Genomic DNA, 21,354 nt, shown 5'->3' with positions numbered 1-21,354 from the left:
TGGCGACACAGAGTAGCCGTTTTCGCTACAATCCGGCGGCAACTGGCGTCAGGATCAAAGCGCAAGATACTGAAGCTACTCAATTTTGCGATTTCCGCTAAAACCATCTCAAGAACTATGACAAACCCATCGGAACCCTTATACTGCACCCAGTATATTGACATACTCCACCCAGTATGTGAGGTCGGAGGAAGGACAGCAGATGCCATACTCCATCGAGGACAAAAAGCGTGCAACGACCCGTCTCCGTCGGATCAAGGGGCAGGCCGAAGCGCTGGAACGAGCGATTGAAGCCGGAACCGACTGCAAGCTTCTCCTGCAGCAGATCGCCGCGATGCGTGGTGCTGCAGGAGGCCTGATGGCAGAGGTTCTCGAGATCCATCTTCGGGAGACGGTGGCATCCGCTGGAGAAATGACGTCATCCGTTGGCGAAGACCAGATGGAAGACATTGTGAAGATTCTGCGCGCCTATCTGAAATAGGCCCGCAGCCCAGCGAGGAATTGCAGTATGAAAAGCAGAGCAGCGGTAGCATGGGAGGCCAACAAGCCCCTCACCATCGAAACGATCGAGATCGGCGGACCGAAAGCGGGAGAGGTTCTGGTCGAGGTCATGGCAACCGGCGTATGCCATACCGATGCCTACACGCTCTCTGGGCTTGATTCCGAGGGAAAGTTTCCCGCAATTCTCGGGCACGAAGGTGCCGGCATTGTGCGCGAGGTCGGCGCAGGTGTCACGTCGCTGAAGGTCGGCGACCACCGCCTGACCGACATAGAAGACACTCGAGATGTTCGTCTTCAATAACTGCTCCCAACGGTCGACAGGGAAATCCTCGAGCGGCGCGCGGAACTGCATGCCGGCGTTGTTGATGAGAATGGCTATCGGACCGAGATCCTTTTCGATCGCGTACCAGCAGTCACGGCATCGCTGTCCGTTACGTCGAAATTGCATGCCGAGGCAACCGCACCCTGCGCTCGCACTGTCTCCACCGCTGCTTGCAACTTTCCAAGGTCACGTCCATTGAGAACGACTTCAGCGCCATGCGACGCGAGACCTTCTGCCATAGCAAAGCCGATGCCCTCCGACGATCCCGTGATAAGCGCACGACGGCCAGAAAGATCAAACAATGGCGATGCCATTCGGGTTTTCATCGCTTTTAATCTCCCTGCTTCGTGAACCAGACTTGCACGCGAAGGTCTTATGCGCATCCAGCAACGCATCTCGTGCATAGCTGCATTGCACAATAAATGTTTTCCGTTTGGTCAAAAATCAGGCATAACGCCTCCAGTTGATGCACACGGCGGCTTTCCTCCCAGTTCCGCCGCACCAACTGTTCCCCTCTGGAGGTTTTTGACCTTCACACTTCATGGGCCGCGGTCTTCCGCTGGCCCATTTTTTTTGCCTCACACGGAAGAGCAAGCCAGGGCTCAATGCCCCGGCTTAAAACGGCGGATAATCGGCGCTGCAAATTGCACCAGCACGATCACGAACCCACCAATGACAATCCCGAGCAGAGCCTGAGCGGCAGATGTCGCGAACCAATGCAGGACTTCGGGAAGATACCCGAGTAGCGAACTGACAGTGGTCGCAAAATCTTCAATCAGGTGCTCGGGGCCGTGGAAGCCGAGTTCGGCCAGCCCATGGACGAGAATGCTTCCCCCAACCCACAACATCGCTGCAGTGCCAACCATGGCGAGAACCTTGAGGAAGATCGGGACGCCGGCCACCAGTCCCCGCCCGACCAGGCGCAGTACACCAAGTGACGTCCGTGCAAGAGCGAGACCCACGTCATCCGCCTTCACGATCAGAGCAACGACGCCATAAACGGCAACAGTGATCAGGATGCCGACAGCCGCCAGCACAGCCGCCTGGGTATAGATGTTGGACTGGGAGACATTGGCCAACGTCAGCGCCATGATCTCAGCCGAAAGAATGAAGTCTGTGCGGATCGCGCCGGAGACCTTCTGGTTTTCGAGAGCCACGGGATCGACCGTGCCGGAAACCGCCGCCTCATGCTCATGCGCGTCATGCGGCATCACGATTTCGTAGATCTTTTCCGCACCCTCATAGCAAAGATAGAGGCCGCCGAGCATCAGGAGCGGCGTAATCGACCACGGTGCGAAGTAGCCGAGGAAAAGCCCGGCGGGCAGCAGGAAGATCAACTTGTTTTTCAGAGAGCCGAGCGCAATCTTTCCGATGATCGGCAGCTCGCGTGCCGGAGAAAGCCCAACCACATAGCGTGGCGTTACAGCCGCATCATCGATCACCACGCCAGCCGCCTTGGTCCCCGCCTTCGCAGTCTGCGCGGCCACGTCGTCAAGGGAGGTCGCAGCAAGCTTGGCAATGGCGGCAACGTCGTCGAGAAGTGCAATTAGTCCGGTGGCCATGTGTTGTCCCAATCTGTTTGGTCGGCAAAGTAAGTGTGTTTGTAACGGTTTGTCCAACGGGGAATGCCATCGGCAGGCGTCTTCACCCTAGGATGACATGCGGAACGTAACGAGAAAGGTTGGCTGTGATCCGCGATCGATCCTCCCTTACGCCTAGCGCACAGGCCTTATCCCCAACGATCCAGCTGCCAAGCACGGCGTGACCGGCATCGCTCTCGAACAGCGGCGCATACGCCTGGATAACGTGACCCTCGGCACCGTAGTTCCCCGACGCCGAAGCCACTTCACGCCCGGCGCGAAAGAGGCGCACATTTTCCCCTTCGCGCGAGAGAAGTGGCTTGATGACATAGTCATTCAGCTCATGCGCTTGCGGATCATCAACAAAAAAGCTCGGCAGCAGGTTGGGATGGTTCGGATGGCGCTGCCACAGCATCGGCAACAAGCCCTTGTTGGACAGGACCGCCTTCCAGGCAGGCTCGACGAAGACCGCCCCCTGGCCGCCGAGATAAGGCGCATAGGGTTCGCGCAGCATGAATTCCCAAGGATAGAGCTTGAAGCAGCGCTCAATGACGCGGTTCTGGAGATCGACGAACCGCCCCTGCTGGTCGATACCAATTTCGCGAATGTCGAGAAACTGTGCGCGGTGGCCCGCCTGGATCGCGCAGTCCATGAGATAGACGCTGGTGCCTTGGTCCTCCGGACTGTCTGTTACCGCCGCAAAATGAAAAATCCTGTCACGCGAGAACTGGCCGAAAGCCTCGACCAGATGTTCCTGCAGAGAATTGTACTGGTCCGCATCCTCCGCGAGTTGGCCGAGGGCGATCTGGTCGGTCAACCAGTTGAACTGAAAATAGGCCGTCTCAAACACTGAGGTTGGGGTGTCGGCATTGTATTCGAGCAGCTTTGCCGGCCCGGCTCCATCATAGGCGAGATCGAAGCGTCCGTAGAGGTGCCGGTCTCCCCGCTCCCAAGAACCGCGTACGACATCATGGTAAGGTGCGGGAATGGCCAGCCGATCGAGCGCTTCCTCGCTTCGGACAATATCCCCCACGAGGTCCATGCACATCTGGTGCAATTCCTGACTCGGATCCTCGATCTGTCTTTCTATTTCTTCAAGTTCGAAACAAAAAGCGGCATCATCAACCCAGTACGGTTCACCATACATGTCATGAAAGTGAAAGCCGACAGCGTCAGCTTTCACGCGCCAGTCCAGACGCGGAGGGATGGAGATGCGCCGCATTCTATCCTCCAGAGAAAAGGCGACCACCAAAACCGCCGCGGCCGGTTGCATGCGTTCGAGGATTGAAGGACTGGACGCTCAAAGGACCGGGCACCTTGAGCGATCGTCCTCCGCCGTGCTTGTCGACAACAGGCGTGACCATCTCACCCCATCGATTGACATAGATCGCTGTCGCGCCGTGGGAGGAGCCCTCTTCCTCCTGACGACTGCGGAACCTGCGGTAGTCTTCGATGTCATCGATCCCCGAGGACAAGACGAACCCAGCCAACTTCGGAATGAACACACTTTTCCCGTCGAGATTGTTGGGAACCGTGCTACCCGCATGCTCGGCGCATTTGCGAGGGCCATAGTCCATTTCACAGGCCGGCATGTTCCGGTAGCGCGGACCTGCTGCAAGGTGGGCTTGCATGGCATCCGCAGCCGCAACGCGGCACACTTCGGGGTCCATGTCAGAGGTCAGGCATTGGTCAGCTGAGGAAAAGACGACCGCCTCATCACCCGAGCAAGTCGACAGCACAAATGCCGTCGCGGCAATTGTACCCAAGGCAAGATACGGGTGATCCCCGATCAGACGTCTGCGCATGGGAAAACTCTCAATATGTCATACAGGCGGCATTGAGGATGCCGACCACCACAGCAATGCCGCCACCCCAGAGGCCGGCTGCAATGTTCCCATCGGTGATTTTTCTGTGCAGGTCTCGCATGGTGAAGTTGGCAATGTAGAATGCAAGAACCTGGATCGCGATACCGATCAAAGCCCAGATAACAAAGTCGATCAGGCTCACGGAATGCGCTGCCGCTGAAGCAAGCGGTAGACTGAAGCCAAGCAGCGCACCGAGAAACGCCACGACAGCCGCAAGATTGCCCTCACGGATCAACTGCGCTTCCCTCTGGGGCGTCAAACGCGTGTAGATCGCCGCAAAAGCCGCGTAGCAAGAGAGGCCGATGGAAAAGTAGGTAAGAAAGGCCAGCAGGCCCGCTAAGTAACTCGTCATCCTGAAAAACCTCGGCGATATGAGAACAGAGAAATCCGCACGGCATCGAAAACAGACTTATAATTCTGACCTCTAATCACACTGTAGCGCGTTGGCAATTGGCGTGCGACACCCGTCAAGGCCGCGCGCTTCGGCGATGCAGAAAGTCTCTCTGTTCTCGCTCGTTTCGGCAGCCCTATATTGCTCGGCACTGCGAAGGACCGAAATCGACCTTTCTTGCGCTGATTGTCCCTGAAGCCGGCAGTGCGCAGACAAGCGGCATCGGATCCTTGCGCAACCCGGCCATGGCAGCCTGAAATGACAGGCTGAGAACGGGTGACCCGCCTGTCGCCACATAGGCATCATCGAAGCTGAACGCGTTGAAATCGCAAGGCGTCCTGACGATCGTGCCAAGCCGAGTATAATTGCCCTGCAAATTGAGAGACAGGATAAATTTGGGAGGCTGCGCGCACTGGGGGCATTCTAGGCTTCCTCGCCCTGGGAACTGAAGGCAGGGCGCTCATCTTCTGCATCCCGATGCAGAAGAGCGTCGACTGCGGGGACCTGCCTGCGGTATGAGCATCATCTGCAGACCGAGTACACAGGCGACTTTCAGCAGTGTGGTCGCGCGCACCGCTGCCACGCGCACGGCCTTCAATCGGCGCCCAACCGCAGCCAGAATTTCCGATTCCGACCTCATAAAGATGCCCCTAGGGAACATCAGGGCCATCTGTGAACCGTATACGCATCATTCAGATGATGCGGCCAAGGGCACTGATCCGACACGGTGTCTTGGTCTAGAAAAGATATGTTTCAGGATCTTTTCATGGAGCAGAAAATCAGCCTATTTCGGCATTCCCTGGGGCCGCAGATAACGCCGCAGGGCCGCGATGCGGAAAATTGCGTTGGGAGCGCCGTAGCCGGAATAGCCCTTTCGCTGCACAATCTCGAAGAAGAAGCCTTCCCCATAGGTTGGCGAATAGAGCTGGAAATATTCACCGGTGTCATCCTTGTCATAGAGGATGTTCAGAGACTTCATCCGTTCGATCAGACTGGGCTCAAGGCCAAATCGTGCTTCGATGTCTTCATAGTAATTCGGGGAGATTACCAGAGACCTGAAGCCCTTGGTCGCAAGGGCTTGTGCGGTTTTGAATATATCGCCCGTTTCAAAGGCGATGTGCTGGATACCCGAGCCAAAGGTCTCCGCGATGAAACGGCCGGCAAGTGTGTTGCGGTTCTCAGCACCATTCAACGTGATCCGCAGGCTGCCATCTGGTGTTTCCACCACCTGGCTTCGCACGACACCGGCCGGATCAATGATATCGACCATGGGTGTTTTGCGGGTGGCTAGCTGGGAGGTGTAGAAGAGAAGCCAGGTCAGCATCTCTTCGTAGCGCGTGGTCTGGGCCAGATGATCGATCCGGATCAGCCCAATATCAGAAACAGAATTTTCGTTCGCGATTGGTACAAATTCGGCATCCCAGATCTTCGCAAGTTCGCTTTTCGTGTCGAGGAAGTAGACTATGCCGCCGCCCACCCCACGAATGGCTGGAACCTGCATCTCTCCGGGACCTACAGCTTGGCAAAAATCCTCGGCTCCCAATTGCAAAGCACGCTCATGGGCAGCCTTTGCATCATCGACCGTCAAGCCGAAAGCATAGGCATTGGCACCGTGGACAAGGTAGGAGGCATTGGCGAAGCCCTTCTCCTCCCTGTTGACGATCAGCTGGATATCCCCTTGACGAAACAACGTAACAGCCTTTGACCGATGCTGACCGACTGGTCTGAAGCCGAGGATCGAAAACAGGGCTTCAAGGTCCTGTCCGTCATTTTCGCCGACGGCAAACTCGATAAAGGCGATCCCGGAGACTTCAGCCCGTGCTGGCATGACGGGAGCCGGCATACGGATGTCGGGCTCCGCCCTCTTCACCTGATCCATCAGATAGACAAGGGAGCGCCGACCATCTTTGGAAATCGCCTCCGGGGACCCGCCACGGAACTGGTCGTTAAAGATCTCAAGCGAGAGAAAGCCGTCATAGCCTGTCGCCGCCACCGCCTGCATGAAGGCAGCGACCGGCAGATCCCCCTCGCCAGGCATATTGCGGAAATGTCGCGACCAGTAGAGCAGATCCATCTCGATCAGCGGTGCATCGGCGAGCTGAACGATGAAGATGCGGTCCCCCGGAATGGAGCGGATCGAATTCACTTCTATCTTGCGCGCCAGCGTGTGGAAGCTATCGAGGATCAAGCCGATATTCTTGTGATCGGCTCGCCGCACGATCTCCCAGGCATCCCTGTGATCGTGGATATGACGCCCCCAAGCCAAAGCTTCATACCCGACGCGCAGACCACGCTTGGCCGCGCGCTCGCCAAGTTCAGCAAAATCGGCCGCAGCGCGGTCAATGCCGCCTAAAGAGACTGGCGAGGTGTTGGAGCAGATCAGCATCAGATCCGTTCCAAGCTCAGCCATCAGGTCGAACTTGCGCTCGGCCCGATCAAAATTCCGGCTTCGGAACGGCTCTGGCATGCCTTCAAAATCGCGGAAGGGCTGAAAGAGTGACACGGTCAGCCCATGATCGCGGACCATCTTGCCGACATCGGCCGGCGAGCGGTCGAAGGCCAAGAAATCATTCTCGAAAATCTCGATGGCATCGAAACCGGCCCGGGCAATCGCCGAGAGCTTCTCCTCGAATTCACCACTGATCGAAACGGTCGCAATCGAGGTTTTCATCGTCGATCTCCTTCGTAATCGCCAAAGCCGGATCGCTTCAGCGCCGGCCCTCCGCCACCAAAAGCGTCAAGGCTCTGACGGCATGCGGGTATCCCGTCGCCCCGAGACCCGCCATCACGGCGGTCGCCGTGGTCGAGACCAGTGACTTGTGATAGAGGGGCTCGCGTCTATGGACGTTGCTGATGTGGAATTCGATGATCGGCCCTGTGAACATCTTCAACGCATCGAGAAGGGCCAGAGATGTGAAGGTGAAGGCGGCAGGATTGATCAGGATCCCCGCGGCCTCGTCGATCGCCTCATGGACATCTTCGATCAATCGCTCTTCGCTGTTCGTCTGCCGGAAGACGACCGGCCAATCGCCTGCCGCCTCCCGGCACCAGCCTTCAACATCCGACAGCGTGTGGTGGCCATAGATTTCAGGCTCGCGGCGACCCAGCCGATTGAGATTGGGTCCATTGAGGATGTAGAGCGGCTTGTTCTCTGCCATATTCACACCTCAACCCTGATAGCCCATCAGACGGGGAAGCCAGAGCACCGTCGCCGGAATGAAGGTGATGATGCCAAGGCACAGGACCATCCAGAAGATGAAGGGTGCCGCATCGCGGACGATATCGCGCAGGGGGGCGCCCGAAATCTTCGCGACGATGAACAGCAGCAACCCATAGGGCGGCGTGATCAGACCGAGCATGATATTGACGACGACGACGACGCCGAAATGGACCAGATCAATGCCAAGTGCCTGGGCCGTGGGGATCAGCACCGGTACGACGATCAGGAGAATGGTCGTGCCCTCAAGGAAGCATCCGAGGAGGAGCAGGAGCACATTGACGAAGATCAGGAAGACCGTTGGCGACATTTCCCAGCTGGTCAGCAGGACCTTGATGCTTTCCGGGATATTCTCGATGGTGACAACATAGTTGAAGACGAGCGCGCCTGCGATCAGCATGCCGATCGATGCGGTGGTCTTTGAACTGACCAGGAGTGCCCGGTAGAGCGCGTCGACGCTGATGCTCCGGTAGATCACGGCAGAGATGAACAGCGCATAGGCCGCGGCCAGCGCGGCCGCTTCTGTCGGTGTCGTGATGCCGGAATATATGCATCCCAGCAGGAGGATCGGCATGAACAGTGCCGGCGCAGCCCGCCAGGTAATACCTGGGATCTCTTTCATGGGTACGGGGGCTTCGACCGGGAAGTTCTGCCGGCGGGCGGTAATCGCTACTTGCACCATCTGCACGGCAGCCATCATCAGGCCCGGCACCATGCCAGCGAGAAAGAGGTAGCCGATCGATGCATCAGAGACGAGCGAATAGATCACCATCGGAATCGACGGAGGAATAATGGGACCGATGACTGCGGTCACGGCCGTCAAAGCGGCGGCGAAGCTCGGCGTGTAGCGGCCACCCTGTGTCATCAGCTTCTGCATCATGCTGCCCGTTCCGGCGGCATCGGCAATGGCCGAGCCGGACATGCCCGCAAAGATGATGCTCTGCACCACGTTGACCTGGGCGAGCCCGCCACGAAAGCGGCCAACAAGGACGTTGCAGAAGGAAAGAAGACGTTCGGTCATCGAGCCAATGTTCATTAGCTCGGCAGCCAGAATGAACAGAGGCACCGCCAGAATGACATAGTTCGAATACATGCCGTTCAGGAACTGTTCGGCAACAATCCCCATGTCGGCGCCGGACAGACCGAGATAGAGAATTGAACCGCAGATCATCGACAAACCGATCGGCAGGCCGAGGAAGGCGAGGATCGTGATGACTACGATCGAGATGGAGAAGGGGCTTGCAAGGTTCATACGCCTGAACTCGCTTTCGTCGGGTCGAAGCCTTCAGGTGCCTTACCGCGAAATGCGAGCACACAGAGCCAGATATGCCGGATAATCATGGCAATCGCGAAGACGACATAGATGGAATAGAGAACGTCGAACCGGATCTTCAGATAGGCCGTGCTCTCAACCTTCATGAACATCACATAGTCGATGACTGCGGGCAGCGACCAAAGAAACAGTGCAGCTAGCGAGAGCGAGCCGATGATCTGCATGACCCGCAGGCCGTTAGCGCTTGCGCTTCCCCAGAACAGATCAAAGCGGATCTCATCCACTTCACGGACGACAAAGGCGGAGCCGAACAGCACCATCCAGATCCAGAGCGCGACGCTCACCTCGTGGGTCCAGCCGATGGACAGGTTGAAGACGTATCGTGACGCGATCTGCAACAGGAAGATCACGAACATGGCGAGAAGCATGGCCGCGAGCAGATTTTCCGCACGGTGCCTTAGCCACCCACCCCAATTGGCAAATCGAGTGTCCATTGACGACGACTTTCAGATTGTGATGCGAGCCGACTGATGCCGGCTCGCATGCAACAACGGGATGCGCCTCAGAGGGCGGCGACCTTGTCCAGGATCCCTTCTGGCCAGGACTTGGCAAGATCGGACGCCAGATACTTTTCCTGGGCAAACTTGCGGAAGGCTGCAACATCAGGCTCATAAATCTGCAAGCCAGCCGCCTTGAACTCCTCAAGCAGAGTCTTTTCCTGCGCCAGGTGCTGTTCTTCGCTCCACTGCATTGCCTTGTCGGCGGCTGCCTGAACCTTCGCCTGCTGTTCAGGAGAAAGCCCCTTCCAGACCTCTGCAGAGATAGTCAGCAGATCGTAGCCGATCAGATGCGATGTCATGACAATCTGCGACATGACTTCATAGAACTTCATGTTCTTGACGTTGGGGAGCGGATTGTCCTGACCGTCGATCGCGCCGGTCTGCAAGCCGGTATAGACTTCAGCATAGGCCATGGGCACGGGGTTCGCCCCCAGAGCTTCGCCAAGGAACTGCCAAGCGTCGCCACCCGGCATGCGCAACTTGACGCCGGAAAGGTCGGCCGGAGTCGTGATCTTCTTGTCAGACTTCAGGCCCACCTGGCGAGCACCGAAATAGGTCGGGCCGAGAATGTGGACACCGGCCTTTTCCTCAGCCATTGCCTTGAACTCGGCGCCAATATCGCTGGCGAAGAAAGCGCGGACATGGGCTGCATCGCGGAACAGATAGGCGGAGGTCAGAACAGACCATTCCGGTACCTGTTTTGCAATATCCTGTGGCGCGATGTTGCCCATCTGCAAGTTGCCGCGCTGCAGCGCGACGAGCTCCGTACCCTGCTTGAACAGAGTGCCGCCAAAGAAAGCTTCTACCTTGAAGCCATCCTTGAGTTCTTCGGCGAACATCTTGACCATGCCCGCACGGATGTCCTGCTCGGAGAACACTGCGGACAGTTTCAGGGTTACCGCCTCCTGAGCCGTAGCGGCCATGGACGTCCCTGCCAGGGCGCCGATGGCGACCGAGCCTGCGAGAAACTTGCGGCGTGAAATTGCAAAATTCATGTCATCCTCCTCTTGTCCCTGCCCCTCCTCGGGCTCGGAACCTGCTTCTCCCTGATCGGCCGGATGGCCGATCGACCAAAAATCTTTCAAGCGCGACACACAATACTGATGGTGGTCAGGCCATGCGTGCAAGCGCGGTATCGCTGCCCCCCGTCAACTGCTGAAAATGATTGAGCATGCGATCCACATCGGGCTCAAGCCCGGTAAACAGCGAGAATGCCCCAACCGCCTGAAACACGGCCATGCCACCGCCATTCGCCACCCGACACCCCCGATCACGGGCCGCCTTCACAAGCGCCGTATCAAGGGGAAAATAGACGATCTCCGCCACCCATAGCGGCGGATTGAGCAGTTCAGCGGGCAGCGGCAGGCCGGGATGTTTGTCCATACCCATCGGCGTCGCGTGGACCAATCCCGTTGCCTTGGCCATGGCCGCGTCAAGATCAATGCCGCCTCTTACTACAGCATTCGGGAAAAGCCCCCCCATGATGCCTGCCAATTCGCGAGCGCGCGCGCCATCCAGGTCGAAAACTGTCAGGGCGGCTGCACCCATCTGCAAGATGGCGAATGCAGTTGCAGCACCTGCACCTCCAGCCCCGATCTGAACCACTGAGGACAGGTCAGCTTCGGGCAACTGCCGCCGGAGACCTTCGGCGAAACCCCACCAGTCGGTATTATGGCCGACCCGCCTGCCATCCCGCAGTACGACAGTGTTGACCGCCCCGAGTTTTTGCGCATCCACGGACATTTCGTGGAGCAGCGGTAAAACCTTCTGCTTGCAGGGATAGGTGATATTCAGACCACAAAAGCCACGCGCCTCGGCTTCTGCAAGAAGGTCTGCCAGCGCATCGGGCGACAGATTGCGCTCAGCCAGATCAATCAGCTCGTATTGATAGTCGAACCCTTGAGCCGCACCCTCACGCATGTGCATGGCTGGCGTCAAAGACCGCTGTATCCCGAAACCGATGAGCCCCGCTCGCTTCATATCTCTGCTTCCGACCATCACTGTATTTGCTTCTTGATGGGTAGGTGCGTAGATTTTTGCACCCAGACGGCTTCTCCATGACCGCTTGAATAATGTACTAACTAGTTAGTGTCAATGCGTTGTAGATTGATCCCTTCGTTTGCGGACACTATGAACGAGCTGTTGCATGTCTTGGAACAGGCACGACACGAGCCAGTTCGCGCTGGCGGGAATGGGGGAAGACATGGCGAAGACGACAAGGGACATGCGAAAGAATGATCCCGAGCGAACGAAGGATGACATCCTCGAGGTCGCCACGCGGGAATTTGCCGAGTTCGGCCTATCCGGCGCCCGCGTGGATTCGATCGCCGAGAAAACCCGCACGTCAAAGCGGATGATCTATTACTACTACGGCAGCAAGGAAGGCCTTTATCTCGCCGTCCTAGAAAAGGCCTATCGAAAAATCCGCTCGCTGGAAGCCGATCTTCAATTGGCCGAACTGCCCCCGGAGGAAGCGCTTCGGCAACTGATCAGCACGACCTTTGACCATGACGAACAGAACCCGGACTTCGTTCGCCTCGTTAGTATCGAAAACATTCATCACGCCATGCACATGAAGCGGTCCAGCGAGATTGCAGATCTCAACATATCCGTCATCCGCACAATTCAAAACATCATCGACAGAGGCATTGACGCTGGTATCTTCCGGCGGCGGGCCGATGCCATCGACCTGCACATGCTGATCAGTGCCTTCTGTTTCTTTCGCGTGTCCAACCGCTACACATTCGGCACCATCTTCCAGAGGGACCTGACGGAGCCTATGGTCTATGCACGGCACAAGGCGATGATTTCAGAATCGGTACTGGCCTATCTCAAGGCGCCCTAACGGTTGCCGGCAAAGACCGCGCTTCAGCCGTTTACCCGATTTCCAAAGGATCGTGCGACAGAGGCCGTCGCCATTTCGAGAATGCGCTGGGCGGTTGCCGGGCGACCGAAAAAATAACCCTGCCCCTGCTCGCATCCGAAATCGAGAAGCATCCGGCTTTGCTCGACGGTCTCAATTCCCTCACACACCACCTTAAGACCCAGCCCATGGGCAAGCGACGTCACCGCAATGACGATCGACTGCATGGCAGGATCGTTGACAAGATTACGCACGAAGGCCTGATCGATCTTGAGCTTGTCCAATGGCAGGCCAGAGACATAACTCAGCGAAGAATAGCCGGTACCAAAATCATCCAGCGCAAGACTGACGCCAAGGCTGCGCAAGGCATGAAGCGTCGCAAGCAGCGCTTCGGAGCGATCCAGCATGGTGGACTCGGTGATTTCGAGATGCAGCCGCTCCGGAGAAAGACCACTCGTCTCCAAGGCCCGGACGACATCATCTAGAACCGTGCCTCTGGCGAACTGGACAGGCGATACATTGACGGCAACACTGACATGCGATGGCCAGGCCATGGCCGCCTTGCATGCCTCCTCAAATAGAAAACGTCCCAGATCGCAGATGAAACCATTGGCTTCAGCGATATTTACGAATTCCAGCGGCGAGATCATGCCAAGGCCCGGATGTTGCCAGCGCATCAGCGCCTCAACTCCTGTCAGCTGACCGGAGGAGAGGTCCACCTGCGGCTGATAAAGGAGGAAGAAATGGCCCCGTTCGAGCGCAGTCTTCATTTCGGCCTCGATCATTCGTGACCGGGCATGCCGGAGAGCCGTCGCCGGATCATATGAACGCCAGCCGCGACCGACCACGCGCTTGGCATCGTCCAGCGCCATTTCAGCCGCCTCGATCCAGCGCGATGCAGGTCCAAGGCTGGAGGAGCCCAGGCATATGCCGGCCCTGGCATCAAGCTCGACCTTGATCCCACCAGCCTCGAAAGGCCAGTTGAAAAGCGCCATCAATCGTTCCGCCTGCTCCGTCAGACCGGCAGGACCCGCGGTTGCGGGAAGGGCGCAGCAAAGCACATCACCATCGATGCGAGCGACCACCCCGTTTGGCACCGCATGCTCGCGGATGCGGGCGGCCACCGCCTTAAGCACCATATCGCCCTTTTCTCGGCCGAGGGTCGCGTTGAGTTGGCTGAAGCGATGCAAGTCGACCGCGAGATAATACCAGTCGCCAGGGCTCTCCTGGATCGTTTCCACGAGACCTCGGCGCGTAAGCGCACCAGTCAATTCATCGACACGCGCCATCTCCTTAAGGCGCATTTCGTAGATCCGCCGCGCTGTCACATCACGCAAGGTGAGACACACGACATGAGAGCCGGCAGGAGAGGTCTCGCCGCCAAGCCTGGTTTCGAGAGACGAGATGGTGATGGCCAATTCTAGCTGGCGCGATCCCTCCATTGTCTGCTGGCTGAACTCAACACAATCACTGCGCACGCGCGACGCGTCTTGCTTGTGACGCGCCTGCAGATCGCGGACAGCCGCAACCATGCCCGACGGAGCGAAGGCCTCAAGCGAGGTGCCACGAGAGACAGCCCCCGGAAGCGCGAGCATGGTCACCATGGTTTCGCTGGCATCGAGAAGTTTAAGGTTCTCGTCCAGGATGATCACGGGATCGACGCTATCGCTGATGACGCGCTTCAAGATACGCCGAATATCCCGGTTTTCGGCTGTTACAAGTTCGGCAATCCAGCTGCTAAGGCCCATGCGTTCGGTCAGCAGCATAATCAGGCCAGCAGCCAAAATGGCCCACAAGGTCGCTGTCGGAATGACCAATGCCATTTGTTTGAACAGCAGGAAGGCAACCATTTCCGTGGTGGAAATGAGGGCGAAAGCAGATGCCAGGGGCAGCATCAGTGAACGATGGCGTAGAAAAAGAGAGTAGGTGACCACCAGTGCCGCAAAAAGGAACGCGATGGGTTCAATACGCAGAGTTTTGAGAATTCGTCCCTGTGCCAGCGTTTCTGCCGCCAGTACATGCAGCATCGGGCCGCTTAGAATGCCGTAAACTGGAACAGTGAAGAGATCCTTCAATTCGGTGGCATGCGCACCGACGACGACTGCCCGATCCTTCAGCTCCGCCTCTGCAACTTTCCCGGAGAGGATGTCCGACACAGAATAGGCCGGAACCGTCTCAGGCCGTATGGAATAGTCGATGGCAAGGCGAGAGACCACAGCATCGGAAAAGCCTGATAGAACTGCCGCCGCAGACTGCGTCGGAACATCTGCGACCGCCTCTGTCACTGGGAAGGATCGGACGAGTCCATCGTCATCGACCGTGACATCAACCAAAGCCGGCCAGGCATGTTCGGCAAGCTGAGGGATTGGCGCCGTCACGATCAATGGGTCGGAGGCAGCAGCACCGAGGTTTTGGCGAAACAGCGGCAAGATGACGCCGCCGCCTGCCTCTTCGAGCGCGCGGGCGAGACGAGCATCGCCAGATGGAGAAGAGGGCGTGCTGAAATCTATGTCGAGAAAAACGTCGCGGGCACCTGCCGCAATCAGACGATCGACAAGCTGTGCATGCACGTCGCGTGGCCAAGGCCAGGTTCCGACCGCTTGCAGGCTCTTCTGATCAATGGCCGCGTAGACGAAGCCGCCCGTGGCCAACCGTGGCGCCGCCGCGAAGCGGAACTCTGACAACTGGTTGTCAACATGGCGGGTGAGGGAAAGCCCCGGCACGACCAGAGGAAGCGCCATAATCAGAGCAATCACGGCGATCCGGAGAGCCGAGGATCTTCCCACTCCAGGGAAAACGTGGCTGAATATTTTCATGCTCAGCTTCGGCCTATTGGCCCTTCGAGTAAGGACTATGGACTACGGCCGGGGCGATGAGCGCATCAATCATCATCGTCTTCATCTTCACCGTTGTTGCCATTACCATTGCCGTTCCCGTTGCCATTCGCATTCCCGTTGCCCCCAGCGTTCCCGTTCCCGTTTCCGTTCCCGTTTCCACCGGAGTTACCGTTCCCATTGCCGTTTCCTCCAGCATTGCCGTTACCCCCGGAATTGCCATTCCCGTTCCCACCAGAATTGCCATTTCCATTGCCACCGCTGTTTCCATTGCCGCCCGAGTTGGAGTTCGACGAACCATTCCCAGTGTCCGACTTGTCAGAAGATGATTTGGAATTCGATTTGGCGGGTGAGGCATTGGTCTTGGGCGGTGCACCGATCGCGGGGACAACGGCAGGCGATTTGGCTACGCGTGTGATACTCGGCTTACTCTTGACGCCAACGACCGTCATTCCGCCAGCGTCGACCCGGGCACCCTGTCCAGCGCCGACATCGCTACGCTGACCGCTTTCAAAACTCGTCACTTGGACAAGCCCATGATCGACGGCGACATTCGCACTCGATTTGGTAACAGAGACGGTAAATCCTGTTCCTTTGACCACGGCCGCGAGAAAAGGGGTCTGAACAGTGGTGTGCGGCTTCTGCCGCTTCTCGATCTGCAGCGTAATTTCGCCGATCTGCTGGACGACTTCGGTCTTGCGCGTGAAGAGACCGCTGCGGTCGACAATCGCTGCCACCGTATTGGGTTGGAAGGAAATGCTCTCTGTACCGCGGACCAGCTGCACGCGACCACGCGGACCTGTTGAAATCCAGGCCTTGTCCGGAACAGACATTCCCTTGGTAAGGGGCACCCAACTGACATTGTCGAGCGTATAGTTCACCTGCTTCGTCGCGTTGGCTGCCACCCACTGCTGCTGAGCCAAGGCACCACTGTGCTGGGTCATTGCGACGATAAGTCCGAAGACCAGACTGAACAAAAAGCGCATGAACAAACTCTCCTTTGAGAGCCAATTCAGCACAGCTTTGTTAAGATATCTCTGAAGTGATCCCGTAGAATTGAGGTATTGGGACAATCAGCATGGTGTCGCAACAAAGCCAGTCTGTTCGGCATCCGGTTACCTTGCCTACATAGTGGCAGCATTGGACGCGTCCAAATCGAGTGTGCATTCAAACACGACATCGCCATTGGCCGCGTTTCGCGACCCCAGCACCAGAGCGCCGCCCATCTGGCTCATCAGTGTATCGACGATTGCAAGCCCCAGACCGGAACCGGGTGCGCGGGAATTGCCACGTCGGAAGCGGCGGCGATAAATGTTTACGTCCGGTTCGAGCGGATCGACGACAACATTACTGACGGTGATCCGGCCTGCGGGATCATGAATGATGGTGATTGGGTGCCCGGGCATGCCGTAACGCTGCGCATTTTCGAGAATATTGTTGAAGGCGATGGCGAAAGCATCTGGATCGAGCCGCCTGACGATCGGCGCCTGACTTCCCTTCCGCACGATCTCCACTTGGCTTGAAGGGTTCGTCCGGCGAAACTCCTCGACAAGCAAATCGAACAAGGCCCAGAGATCGAGGACACTGTCGGCCAGCCCAATACCAGCCTCAGCGCGCGATAGCTGCAGCAATTTTTCCAGCATCTGAGACAGGCGGCGCAATGCCTCGAGCACGCGATCGGCACGCGCCTTGTCGGACGGTCGCTCCAACTGCCCGGCGAGAAGTTCGGTCTGTGCAAGTGCGCCTGCCAGAGGTGTTCTCAGCTCGTGAGCACTGTTTGCTGCCAGATCGCGCTCGGCCTGCATCGCCAATTTCAATCGCCCAAGCAGGGTGTTGACCGAAAGCGGAATGGTTGCAATTTCGGCCGGCAGTCCGGCAATGTTGATCGGCTCCAGATTTGCGCCGTCTCGCGCACTGATCGCCACGCGAAGGTTATCAATAGGTTTGGTCGCACGCACGACGATCCAGCCGGTCGCGAGCATGGCGATCGGCAGGAGAAACAGGATTGGGAACAGCAGGGCAATCGCGCTTTCGAGCGTTGCTTCCTGCCGGTGCTCGAGCGAATCCGCAACCTGGATAAACAAGGTGTCCTTGATCGTCGCGACTGTGAAAAAGCGGCGATCGCCCTCACTCCAGAAGCCAGGCACAAGCGGCGCCGGATAAGGGACAGCATCGACATTATGCGAATGCATCAGAACCCGCCCGCTCGCATCCCTCACCTGGTAAGTCAGGTACTCATCGGTGCTGTCGCTGCGCAACTGGGCAATCCGATAGGGTTCATCGACTGTGTCTCGACGGAAGAAATCGTCAACGACAAGCGGGGCAAGCCGCTCGGTCGTTTCCTGCAGGCCACTGTCGAAAACCTCGTCAAATTCCCCGCGCATGACATGGATTGCCAGTCCGACACCGACAGCCCACAGGATAGCGAGCATGACAGAGATCGACAGGACAAGATGTCCGGAAAGGCTGTATTGATTACGACGCATCGGCGGACATCCTGTAGCCGACGCCGCGCACCGTCTCGATTGTCTCTTTACCCAGTTTCCGACGCAGCCGGCTCACATAGACCTCGACCGTGTTGCTCTCCACTTCGGCACCAAACTCGTAAAGCGCCTCCTCGATCTGCGCCTTCGAGACAATCGCCTTTTTTCTTGCAATCAGACGGTCGAGAACGGCCCATTCCCGGGAAGAAATTGCAATGTCCTCACCATTCTGGTCCGTGATTCGACGGTCTGACGGATATATGGATATGCCTCTCACGACGAAGGCGGGTAATTTGTGCGTTCCATAGCGGCGCGCAACAGCGTGAATGCGAGCCTGCAATTCTCCGAGGTCGACCGGCTTGACCAGATAGTCGTCGGCTCCAGCGTTCAACCCGGCAATCCTGTCGGAAACCTGGTCATGCGCCGTCATGATAATGACAGGTGTGGCGTCCCGGCGTGCGCGTAAGCCTTTTAGAATGTCCAGGCCATTGCCATCAGGCAGCCGCAGGTCGAGCAGGACGAGATCATAATTTGCCGCAGCAAGGCTAGCCTCAGCCTCGTCGCAAGACAGAGACCAGTCGATTGCATGGCCCTGGCGGTGAACATGCGTCCTTACGGCATCCCCCAGAAGATCGTCATCCTCGACCAACAAAACGCGCATCTTCCAAACCTTAGAGAAGCAACCCACCAACACCTGTCGCCTTGGAAACTGACAGGCTGCTGAACCACCCGCAAGGTGTGCAGTCTGGCTTCAGGTGGCTGTCAGCTTCTGGCGGCACCTTTGTGACGTATCCAGAATGGAAAGCTACACGCCAAGATGCGCCCTATCACCATATCCTTTTTCCTCTTTGCCGGTCTTGGCGGCACCGCACTCGCTTCTGAAAAATGTTCCGTGCCGATGGCTGACTGGCAACCACGCGAAGCGCTGGAAACCAAGCTTGAAGCCGCAGGTTGGGATGTTCTGTCAATCAAGGCCGAAGACGGCTGCTACGAAGCCGACGCTATCAATGCCGAGGGCAACAAGGTCGAAGCCTTTTTCGACCCGCAGACCTTCCAGTTCATCATCATGCAAAATAGCGACTGAGCGAACCACCTGCAGTCAGGGATAGAACAAACCTAAGCGTTTCTCGCTGGGCCCTGGCTGGCAGAGTCGGTTCGTCCCCGATTGTGGCGGACGACGTCAAAGCTTGCACCAAATGGTATGCGCATCAGCAAAAATCTTGATCAGACCTCGATTTGCTCGCAATCTCCCGGCAGTCTCTTCATGCGCTTCGCGACGTTTGAGGGATCCACTTGCCTCCCACAACCAGAGATGCGGTCCACCCGTCATTTTCTTTTCTTGACCTTTAGCCATGGAAGACGATTCGCGGCAAACCGCAGGATAAAGCCCTACCCAAGGAGGAAGGTCGCCACGGCATAGCCGAGTAGCACAGCGTTGGCCGTAATCATGCAAAAGACGGCAAGCGAACCGAGATCCTTTGCATGGCGCCCCGTCTCGGAGATCTCCGGCGAGATCCGGTCAATGATCTCCTCGATTGCTGTGTTCAGTGCCTCTGCAGCGATCAGAAGAAGGAAGAGTACAACAGCGGCTAGCGCAATGGAGGGCTTCACATGCAGCCAGCCATAGATCACGGCAAGGCTGATCCCGGCGAGGATTTCATGGCGGAAAGCGGCCTCCTTCCAGAGGCGTGACAGACCGCCGGCCGAATAACCGGCAGCCGCACGAAGATGGGCAAAGCCATCAAGCTTACGGTACCGGACGCGCGTGCCCGTGCTCATGACGTGGCTCCAGTCTTGCAACCGGCGAAGATGTCCAGCCGGGGGTCATAGACTTGGGTTCTCACCTGCATCAGTCCGAGGACGCTATGGAAGAGGTTGTCATGCGAGTGCGGTGTTTTCACATTCCCCCCAAGACAAGCCTTGTCGATGCCGACAGAGCGATCGAGTCCAGGCGCAGTCCAAACCACGAAGGGGATTTTCGTCTGCTGCTCAGGTGCGAACATGTATGGAGCGCCGTGTAGGTAGAGACCATTTTCTCCAAGGGATTCGCCGTGGTCCGACATGTAGATCATGGCACCGTCGAAACGGTCCTGACGCGCCTTCAGCGTCTCTATCACTTCAGACAGGATGTGGTCAGTATACAGGATCGCATTGTCATAGGCATTCGTGATCGTCTCCGGCGAACACGACTCAAACTCAACGGTTTGACAGTCGGGAACGAATTTTCGGTAGGCTTCGGGATAGCGCAGATAGTAGGCGGGCCCGTGGTTGCCCAACTGATGCAGCACAAGGACGGTGTCACCGTCGACCTTGTCCAACCTGGCACCGAGACCATCGAGCAGAATGTCATCAAGGCATTCCCCGCCGGAGCAGAAGCGCGCGTCATCCGACTTGAAGAATTCCGTCTTCTGCGTTCGGTCAGCCACGTGCTTGTCGCCCGTGTTGTTGTCCCACCATTCCGTCTTAACGCCCGCATGTTTGAGCACATCCATCAGGTTCTCGGTGGCCAGCCCCTTGGCGTGGGAATATCCCGAGCGGCCATAGACCGAAAACATGCAAGGAAGCGAAACCGCCGTTGCCGTGCCACAGCTCGATGTGTCTTGGAAATAAACAATGTCTTGCTTCGCAAGCTGCGGATTGGTCTCTCGCCTATACCCACCAAGCTGGAAGTTCTGCGCACGCGCGGTTTCGCCGACAACCAAGATCGTCACACGCGCCTTACGGCCGCTGGCTTTCCGCTCATCCGCCACTTTCGCATCCGTACCGAGGGACTCCACGACGACGTTTCGTTCCTTCGTCTGACCGATTACGAAACCCGCCGCACTCGCCATGGGAAAGAAGGGATTAAGCGTGCGGAACCAGTCGCGATGTTCGCGAATGTTGAAGATATAAGTACCGCTGTTGAGATAGGCCGAGCCAGCCAACACCAGAACGCAAGGCAAGATGACGAGGAGATTGACCCCAACCTTGGCAAGGATCGGACGGTGGACGACCTTGACCCACAGGATGAATACCGACGGCAGAACACCATAAAGCAGAATATGGATGATGAACGCACCGGTGATCAGATGCCCTGCCTCGGCGGTGTTCGTTTCAACGGCATTGCGAATCATTTCGCCGTCGATGACGACCCCGAAGTGATCCATGAACCAGGCAGATGCGACACTGGAGATCACGAACAGGATCAAGACGGGCTTGATGACAAACTTTGCCGAGAAGGTCACGCTGATCGCGACAAAGCCGGCAAACAAGCCAATCATCAGCGTCAAAAGCGCAAATGTCTCGCCGTTGAGGTAGGCAAGCGACTTATGCCAGAAGGTGCCGTTGAGCAGTATTAGAAGATAGGCCGCAACAGCCACGCTCAACCATTCGCTCCGCAGGCGGGGCCTGAAAGCCAGCAGTGTCTTCAGCAAGACCATATCCTTCCGTCATGGATCGTTTGATCCTGCACTGACGTTGAAAGCT

Annotated in this window: 19 protein-coding genes and 3 pseudogenes; 4 read left to right on the top strand and 18 right to left on the bottom strand. The window is 57.4% G+C overall.

Translation table 11 applies throughout. The features are described 5' to 3' along the window. Positions 1–202 precede the first annotated feature (202 nt). Positions 203–481 (top strand): metal/formaldehyde-sensitive transcriptional repressor, encoded by a 279-nt coding sequence (locus IP76_RS07060; RefSeq protein WP_054157501.1) that lies wholly within the window; start codon positions 203–205, stop codon positions 479–481. 27 nt (positions 482–508) lie between these two features. After that, positions 509–757, top strand: a pseudogene (locus tag IP76_RS23450) (alcohol dehydrogenase catalytic domain-containing protein); the annotation flags it as partial. A 36-nt stretch (positions 758–793) separates the two neighbouring features. Here IP76_RS23450 and IP76_RS23445 read toward each other — a convergent pair. From IP76_RS23445 to IP76_RS07005, 12 genes and pseudogenes are all read right to left on the bottom strand, one after another. After that, positions 794–1,062, bottom strand: a pseudogene (locus IP76_RS23445) (SDR family NAD(P)-dependent oxidoreductase); the annotation flags it as partial. A gap of 363 nt (positions 1,063–1,425) precedes the next feature. Continuing rightward, positions 1,426–2,385 carry a DUF808 domain-containing protein gene (locus IP76_RS07050; RefSeq protein WP_054157500.1) on the bottom strand — a complete coding sequence of 320 codons (960 nt, stop codon included), beginning with the start codon at positions 2,383–2,385 and terminating at the stop codon, positions 1,426–1,428. Positions 2,386–2,467: 82 nt separating this feature from the next. Beyond that, a complete protein-coding gene (locus IP76_RS07045; protein ID WP_054157499.1) occupies positions 2,468–3,625 on the bottom strand; it encodes a glutathionylspermidine synthase family protein in 1,158 nt (385 codons plus the stop codon). A gap of 1 nt (position 3,626) precedes the next feature. Next, complete coding sequence (locus IP76_RS07040) at positions 3,627–4,208, bottom strand: DUF1190 domain-containing protein (protein WP_054157498.1); 582 nt, start codon at positions 4,206–4,208, stop codon at positions 3,627–3,629. A gap of 10 nt (positions 4,209–4,218) precedes the next feature. Beyond that, on the bottom strand, positions 4,219–4,620 hold the full coding sequence (locus tag IP76_RS07035) for a DUF350 domain-containing protein (protein WP_054157497.1): 402 nt from the start codon (positions 4,618–4,620) through the stop codon (positions 4,219–4,221). A gap of 235 nt (positions 4,621–4,855) precedes the next feature. Beyond that, positions 4,856–5,050: pseudogene (locus tag IP76_RS23440) on the bottom strand (type II toxin-antitoxin system HipA family toxin); the annotation flags it as partial. 393 nt (positions 5,051–5,443) lie between these two features. Beyond that, entirely contained in the window at positions 5,444–7,330 is a 1,887-nt protein-coding gene (locus IP76_RS07030; RefSeq protein WP_054157496.1) for a bifunctional sugar phosphate isomerase/epimerase/4-hydroxyphenylpyruvate dioxygenase family protein, read from the bottom strand. A 37-nt stretch (positions 7,331–7,367) separates the two neighbouring features. Next, positions 7,368–7,817: a type II 3-dehydroquinate dehydratase gene (locus tag IP76_RS07025; protein WP_054157495.1), complete on the bottom strand. Its 450-nt coding sequence runs from the start codon at positions 7,815–7,817 to the stop codon at positions 7,368–7,370. 9 nt (positions 7,818–7,826) lie between these two features. After that, on the bottom strand, positions 7,827–9,128 hold the full coding sequence (locus tag IP76_RS07020) for a TRAP transporter large permease (RefSeq protein ID WP_054157494.1): 1,302 nt from the start codon (positions 9,126–9,128) through the stop codon (positions 7,827–7,829). Next, complete coding sequence (locus IP76_RS07015) at positions 9,125–9,643, bottom strand: TRAP transporter small permease (protein WP_054157493.1); 519 nt, start codon at positions 9,641–9,643, stop codon at positions 9,125–9,127. Before IP76_RS07015 ends, IP76_RS07020 begins: the two co-directional genes overlap by 4 nt. Positions 9,644–9,711: 68 nt before the next feature. Beyond that, on the bottom strand, positions 9,712–10,704 hold the full coding sequence (dctP, locus tag IP76_RS07010; RefSeq protein WP_054157492.1) for a TRAP transporter substrate-binding protein DctP: 993 nt from the start codon (positions 10,702–10,704) through the stop codon (positions 9,712–9,714). A 115-nt stretch (positions 10,705–10,819) separates the two neighbouring features. Then, positions 10,820–11,689, bottom strand: a complete 870-nt coding sequence (locus IP76_RS07005; protein WP_245281410.1) for a shikimate dehydrogenase — start codon at positions 11,687–11,689, stop codon at positions 10,820–10,822. Positions 11,690–11,912: 223 nt separating this feature from the next. On the opposite strand from IP76_RS07005, the gene IP76_RS07000 reads away from it, so the two are divergent. Continuing rightward, positions 11,913–12,554: a TetR family transcriptional regulator gene (locus IP76_RS07000; protein ID WP_054157490.1), complete on the top strand. Its 642-nt coding sequence runs from the start codon at positions 11,913–11,915 to the stop codon at positions 12,552–12,554. A gap of 23 nt (positions 12,555–12,577) precedes the next feature. Here the strand turns inward: IP76_RS07000 and IP76_RS06995 are convergent, their stop codons facing one another. The 4 genes from IP76_RS06995 to IP76_RS06980 all read right to left on the bottom strand — a co-directional run bounded on the left by IP76_RS06995 (position 12,578) and on the right by IP76_RS06980 (position 18,550). After that, positions 12,578–15,328, bottom strand: coding sequence for an EAL domain-containing protein (locus IP76_RS06995; protein ID WP_054157489.1), 2,751 nt, complete (start codon positions 15,326–15,328; stop codon positions 12,578–12,580). Positions 15,329–15,453: 125 nt separating this feature from the next. Next, positions 15,454–16,392 carry a FecR domain-containing protein gene (locus tag IP76_RS06990; protein ID WP_054157488.1) on the bottom strand — a complete coding sequence of 313 codons (939 nt, stop codon included), beginning with the start codon at positions 16,390–16,392 and terminating at the stop codon, positions 15,454–15,456. A gap of 138 nt (positions 16,393–16,530) precedes the next feature. Then, positions 16,531–17,892 (bottom strand): histidine kinase dimerization/phospho-acceptor domain-containing protein, encoded by a 1,362-nt coding sequence (locus tag IP76_RS06985; RefSeq protein WP_054157487.1) that lies wholly within the window; start codon positions 17,890–17,892, stop codon positions 16,531–16,533. Beyond that, complete coding sequence (locus IP76_RS06980; RefSeq protein WP_054157486.1) at positions 17,882–18,550, bottom strand: response regulator transcription factor; 669 nt, start codon at positions 18,548–18,550, stop codon at positions 17,882–17,884. Before IP76_RS06980 ends, IP76_RS06985 begins: the two co-directional genes overlap by 11 nt. Before the next feature lie 156 nt (positions 18,551–18,706). On the opposite strand from IP76_RS06980, the gene IP76_RS06975 reads away from it, so the two are divergent. Then, positions 18,707–18,973, top strand: coding sequence for a PepSY domain-containing protein (locus tag IP76_RS06975; protein WP_054157485.1), 267 nt, complete (start codon positions 18,707–18,709; stop codon positions 18,971–18,973). 305 nt (positions 18,974–19,278) lie between these two features. On the opposite strand, the gene IP76_RS06970 is transcribed toward IP76_RS06975, so the two are convergent. Both IP76_RS06970 and IP76_RS06965 read right to left on the bottom strand, forming a co-directional pair. Continuing rightward, positions 19,279–19,668: a diacylglycerol kinase gene (locus tag IP76_RS06970; protein ID WP_054157484.1), complete on the bottom strand. Its 390-nt coding sequence runs from the start codon at positions 19,666–19,668 to the stop codon at positions 19,279–19,281. Beyond that, positions 19,665–21,308, bottom strand: a complete 1,644-nt coding sequence (locus IP76_RS06965; protein ID WP_054157483.1) for a phosphoethanolamine transferase — start codon at positions 21,306–21,308, stop codon at positions 19,665–19,667. The genes IP76_RS06970 and IP76_RS06965 overlap by 4 nt, the downstream gene beginning before the upstream one ends. Positions 21,309–21,354: the final 46 nt, after the last annotated feature.

The organism is Rhizobium sp. AAP43, from assembly GCF_001296045.1.
GTDB lineage: Bacteria > Pseudomonadota > Alphaproteobacteria > Rhizobiales > Rhizobiaceae > Allorhizobium.
Note: the sequence above shows the minus strand (reverse complement) of the source record. Positions and strands in the feature narration are given on the sequence as shown.

Coding starts and splice junctions, on each gene's coding strand:
- IP76_RS07060 (WP_054157501.1), top strand. CDS start 203: ATGCCATACTCCATCGAGGACAAAAAGCGTGCAACGACCCGTCTCCGT.
- IP76_RS07050 (WP_054157500.1), bottom strand. CDS start 2,385: ATGGCCACCGGACTAATTGCACTTCTCGACGACGTTGCCGCCATTGCC.
- IP76_RS07045 (WP_054157499.1), bottom strand. CDS start 3,625: ATGCGGCGCATCTCCATCCCTCCGCGTCTGGACTGGCGCGTGAAAGCT.
- IP76_RS07040 (WP_054157498.1), bottom strand. CDS start 4,208: ATGCGCAGACGTCTGATCGGGGATCACCCGTATCTTGCCTTGGGTACA.
- IP76_RS07035 (WP_054157497.1), bottom strand. CDS start 4,620: ATGACGAGTTACTTAGCGGGCCTGCTGGCCTTTCTTACCTACTTTTCC.
- IP76_RS07030 (WP_054157496.1), bottom strand. CDS start 7,330: ATGAAAACCTCGATTGCGACCGTTTCGATCAGTGGTGAATTCGAGGAG.
- IP76_RS07025 (WP_054157495.1), bottom strand. CDS start 7,817: ATGGCAGAGAACAAGCCGCTCTACATCCTCAATGGACCCAATCTCAAT.
- IP76_RS07020 (WP_054157494.1), bottom strand. CDS start 9,128: ATGAACCTTGCAAGCCCCTTCTCCATCTCGATCGTAGTCATCACGATC.
- IP76_RS07015 (WP_054157493.1), bottom strand. CDS start 9,643: ATGGACACTCGATTTGCCAATTGGGGTGGGTGGCTAAGGCACCGTGCG.
- dctP (WP_054157492.1), bottom strand. CDS start 10,704: ATGAATTTTGCAATTTCACGCCGCAAGTTTCTCGCAGGCTCGGTCGCC.
- IP76_RS07005 (WP_245281410.1), bottom strand. CDS start 11,689: ATGAAGCGAGCGGGGCTCATCGGTTTCGGGATACAGCGGTCTTTGACG.
- IP76_RS07000 (WP_054157490.1), top strand. CDS start 11,913: ATGGCGAAGACGACAAGGGACATGCGAAAGAATGATCCCGAGCGAACG.
- IP76_RS06990 (WP_054157488.1), bottom strand. CDS start 16,392: ATGCGCTTTTTGTTCAGTCTGGTCTTCGGACTTATCGTCGCAATGACC.
- IP76_RS06985 (WP_054157487.1), bottom strand. CDS start 17,892: ATGCGTCGTAATCAATACAGCCTTTCCGGACATCTTGTCCTGTCGATC.
- IP76_RS06980 (WP_054157486.1), bottom strand. CDS start 18,550: ATGCGCGTTTTGTTGGTCGAGGATGACGATCTTCTGGGGGATGCCGTA.
- IP76_RS06975 (WP_054157485.1), top strand. CDS start 18,707: ATGCGCCCTATCACCATATCCTTTTTCCTCTTTGCCGGTCTTGGCGGC.
- IP76_RS06970 (WP_054157484.1), bottom strand. CDS start 19,668: ATGAGCACGGGCACGCGCGTCCGGTACCGTAAGCTTGATGGCTTTGCC.
- IP76_RS06965 (WP_054157483.1), bottom strand. CDS start 21,308: ATGGTCTTGCTGAAGACACTGCTGGCTTTCAGGCCCCGCCTGCGGAGC.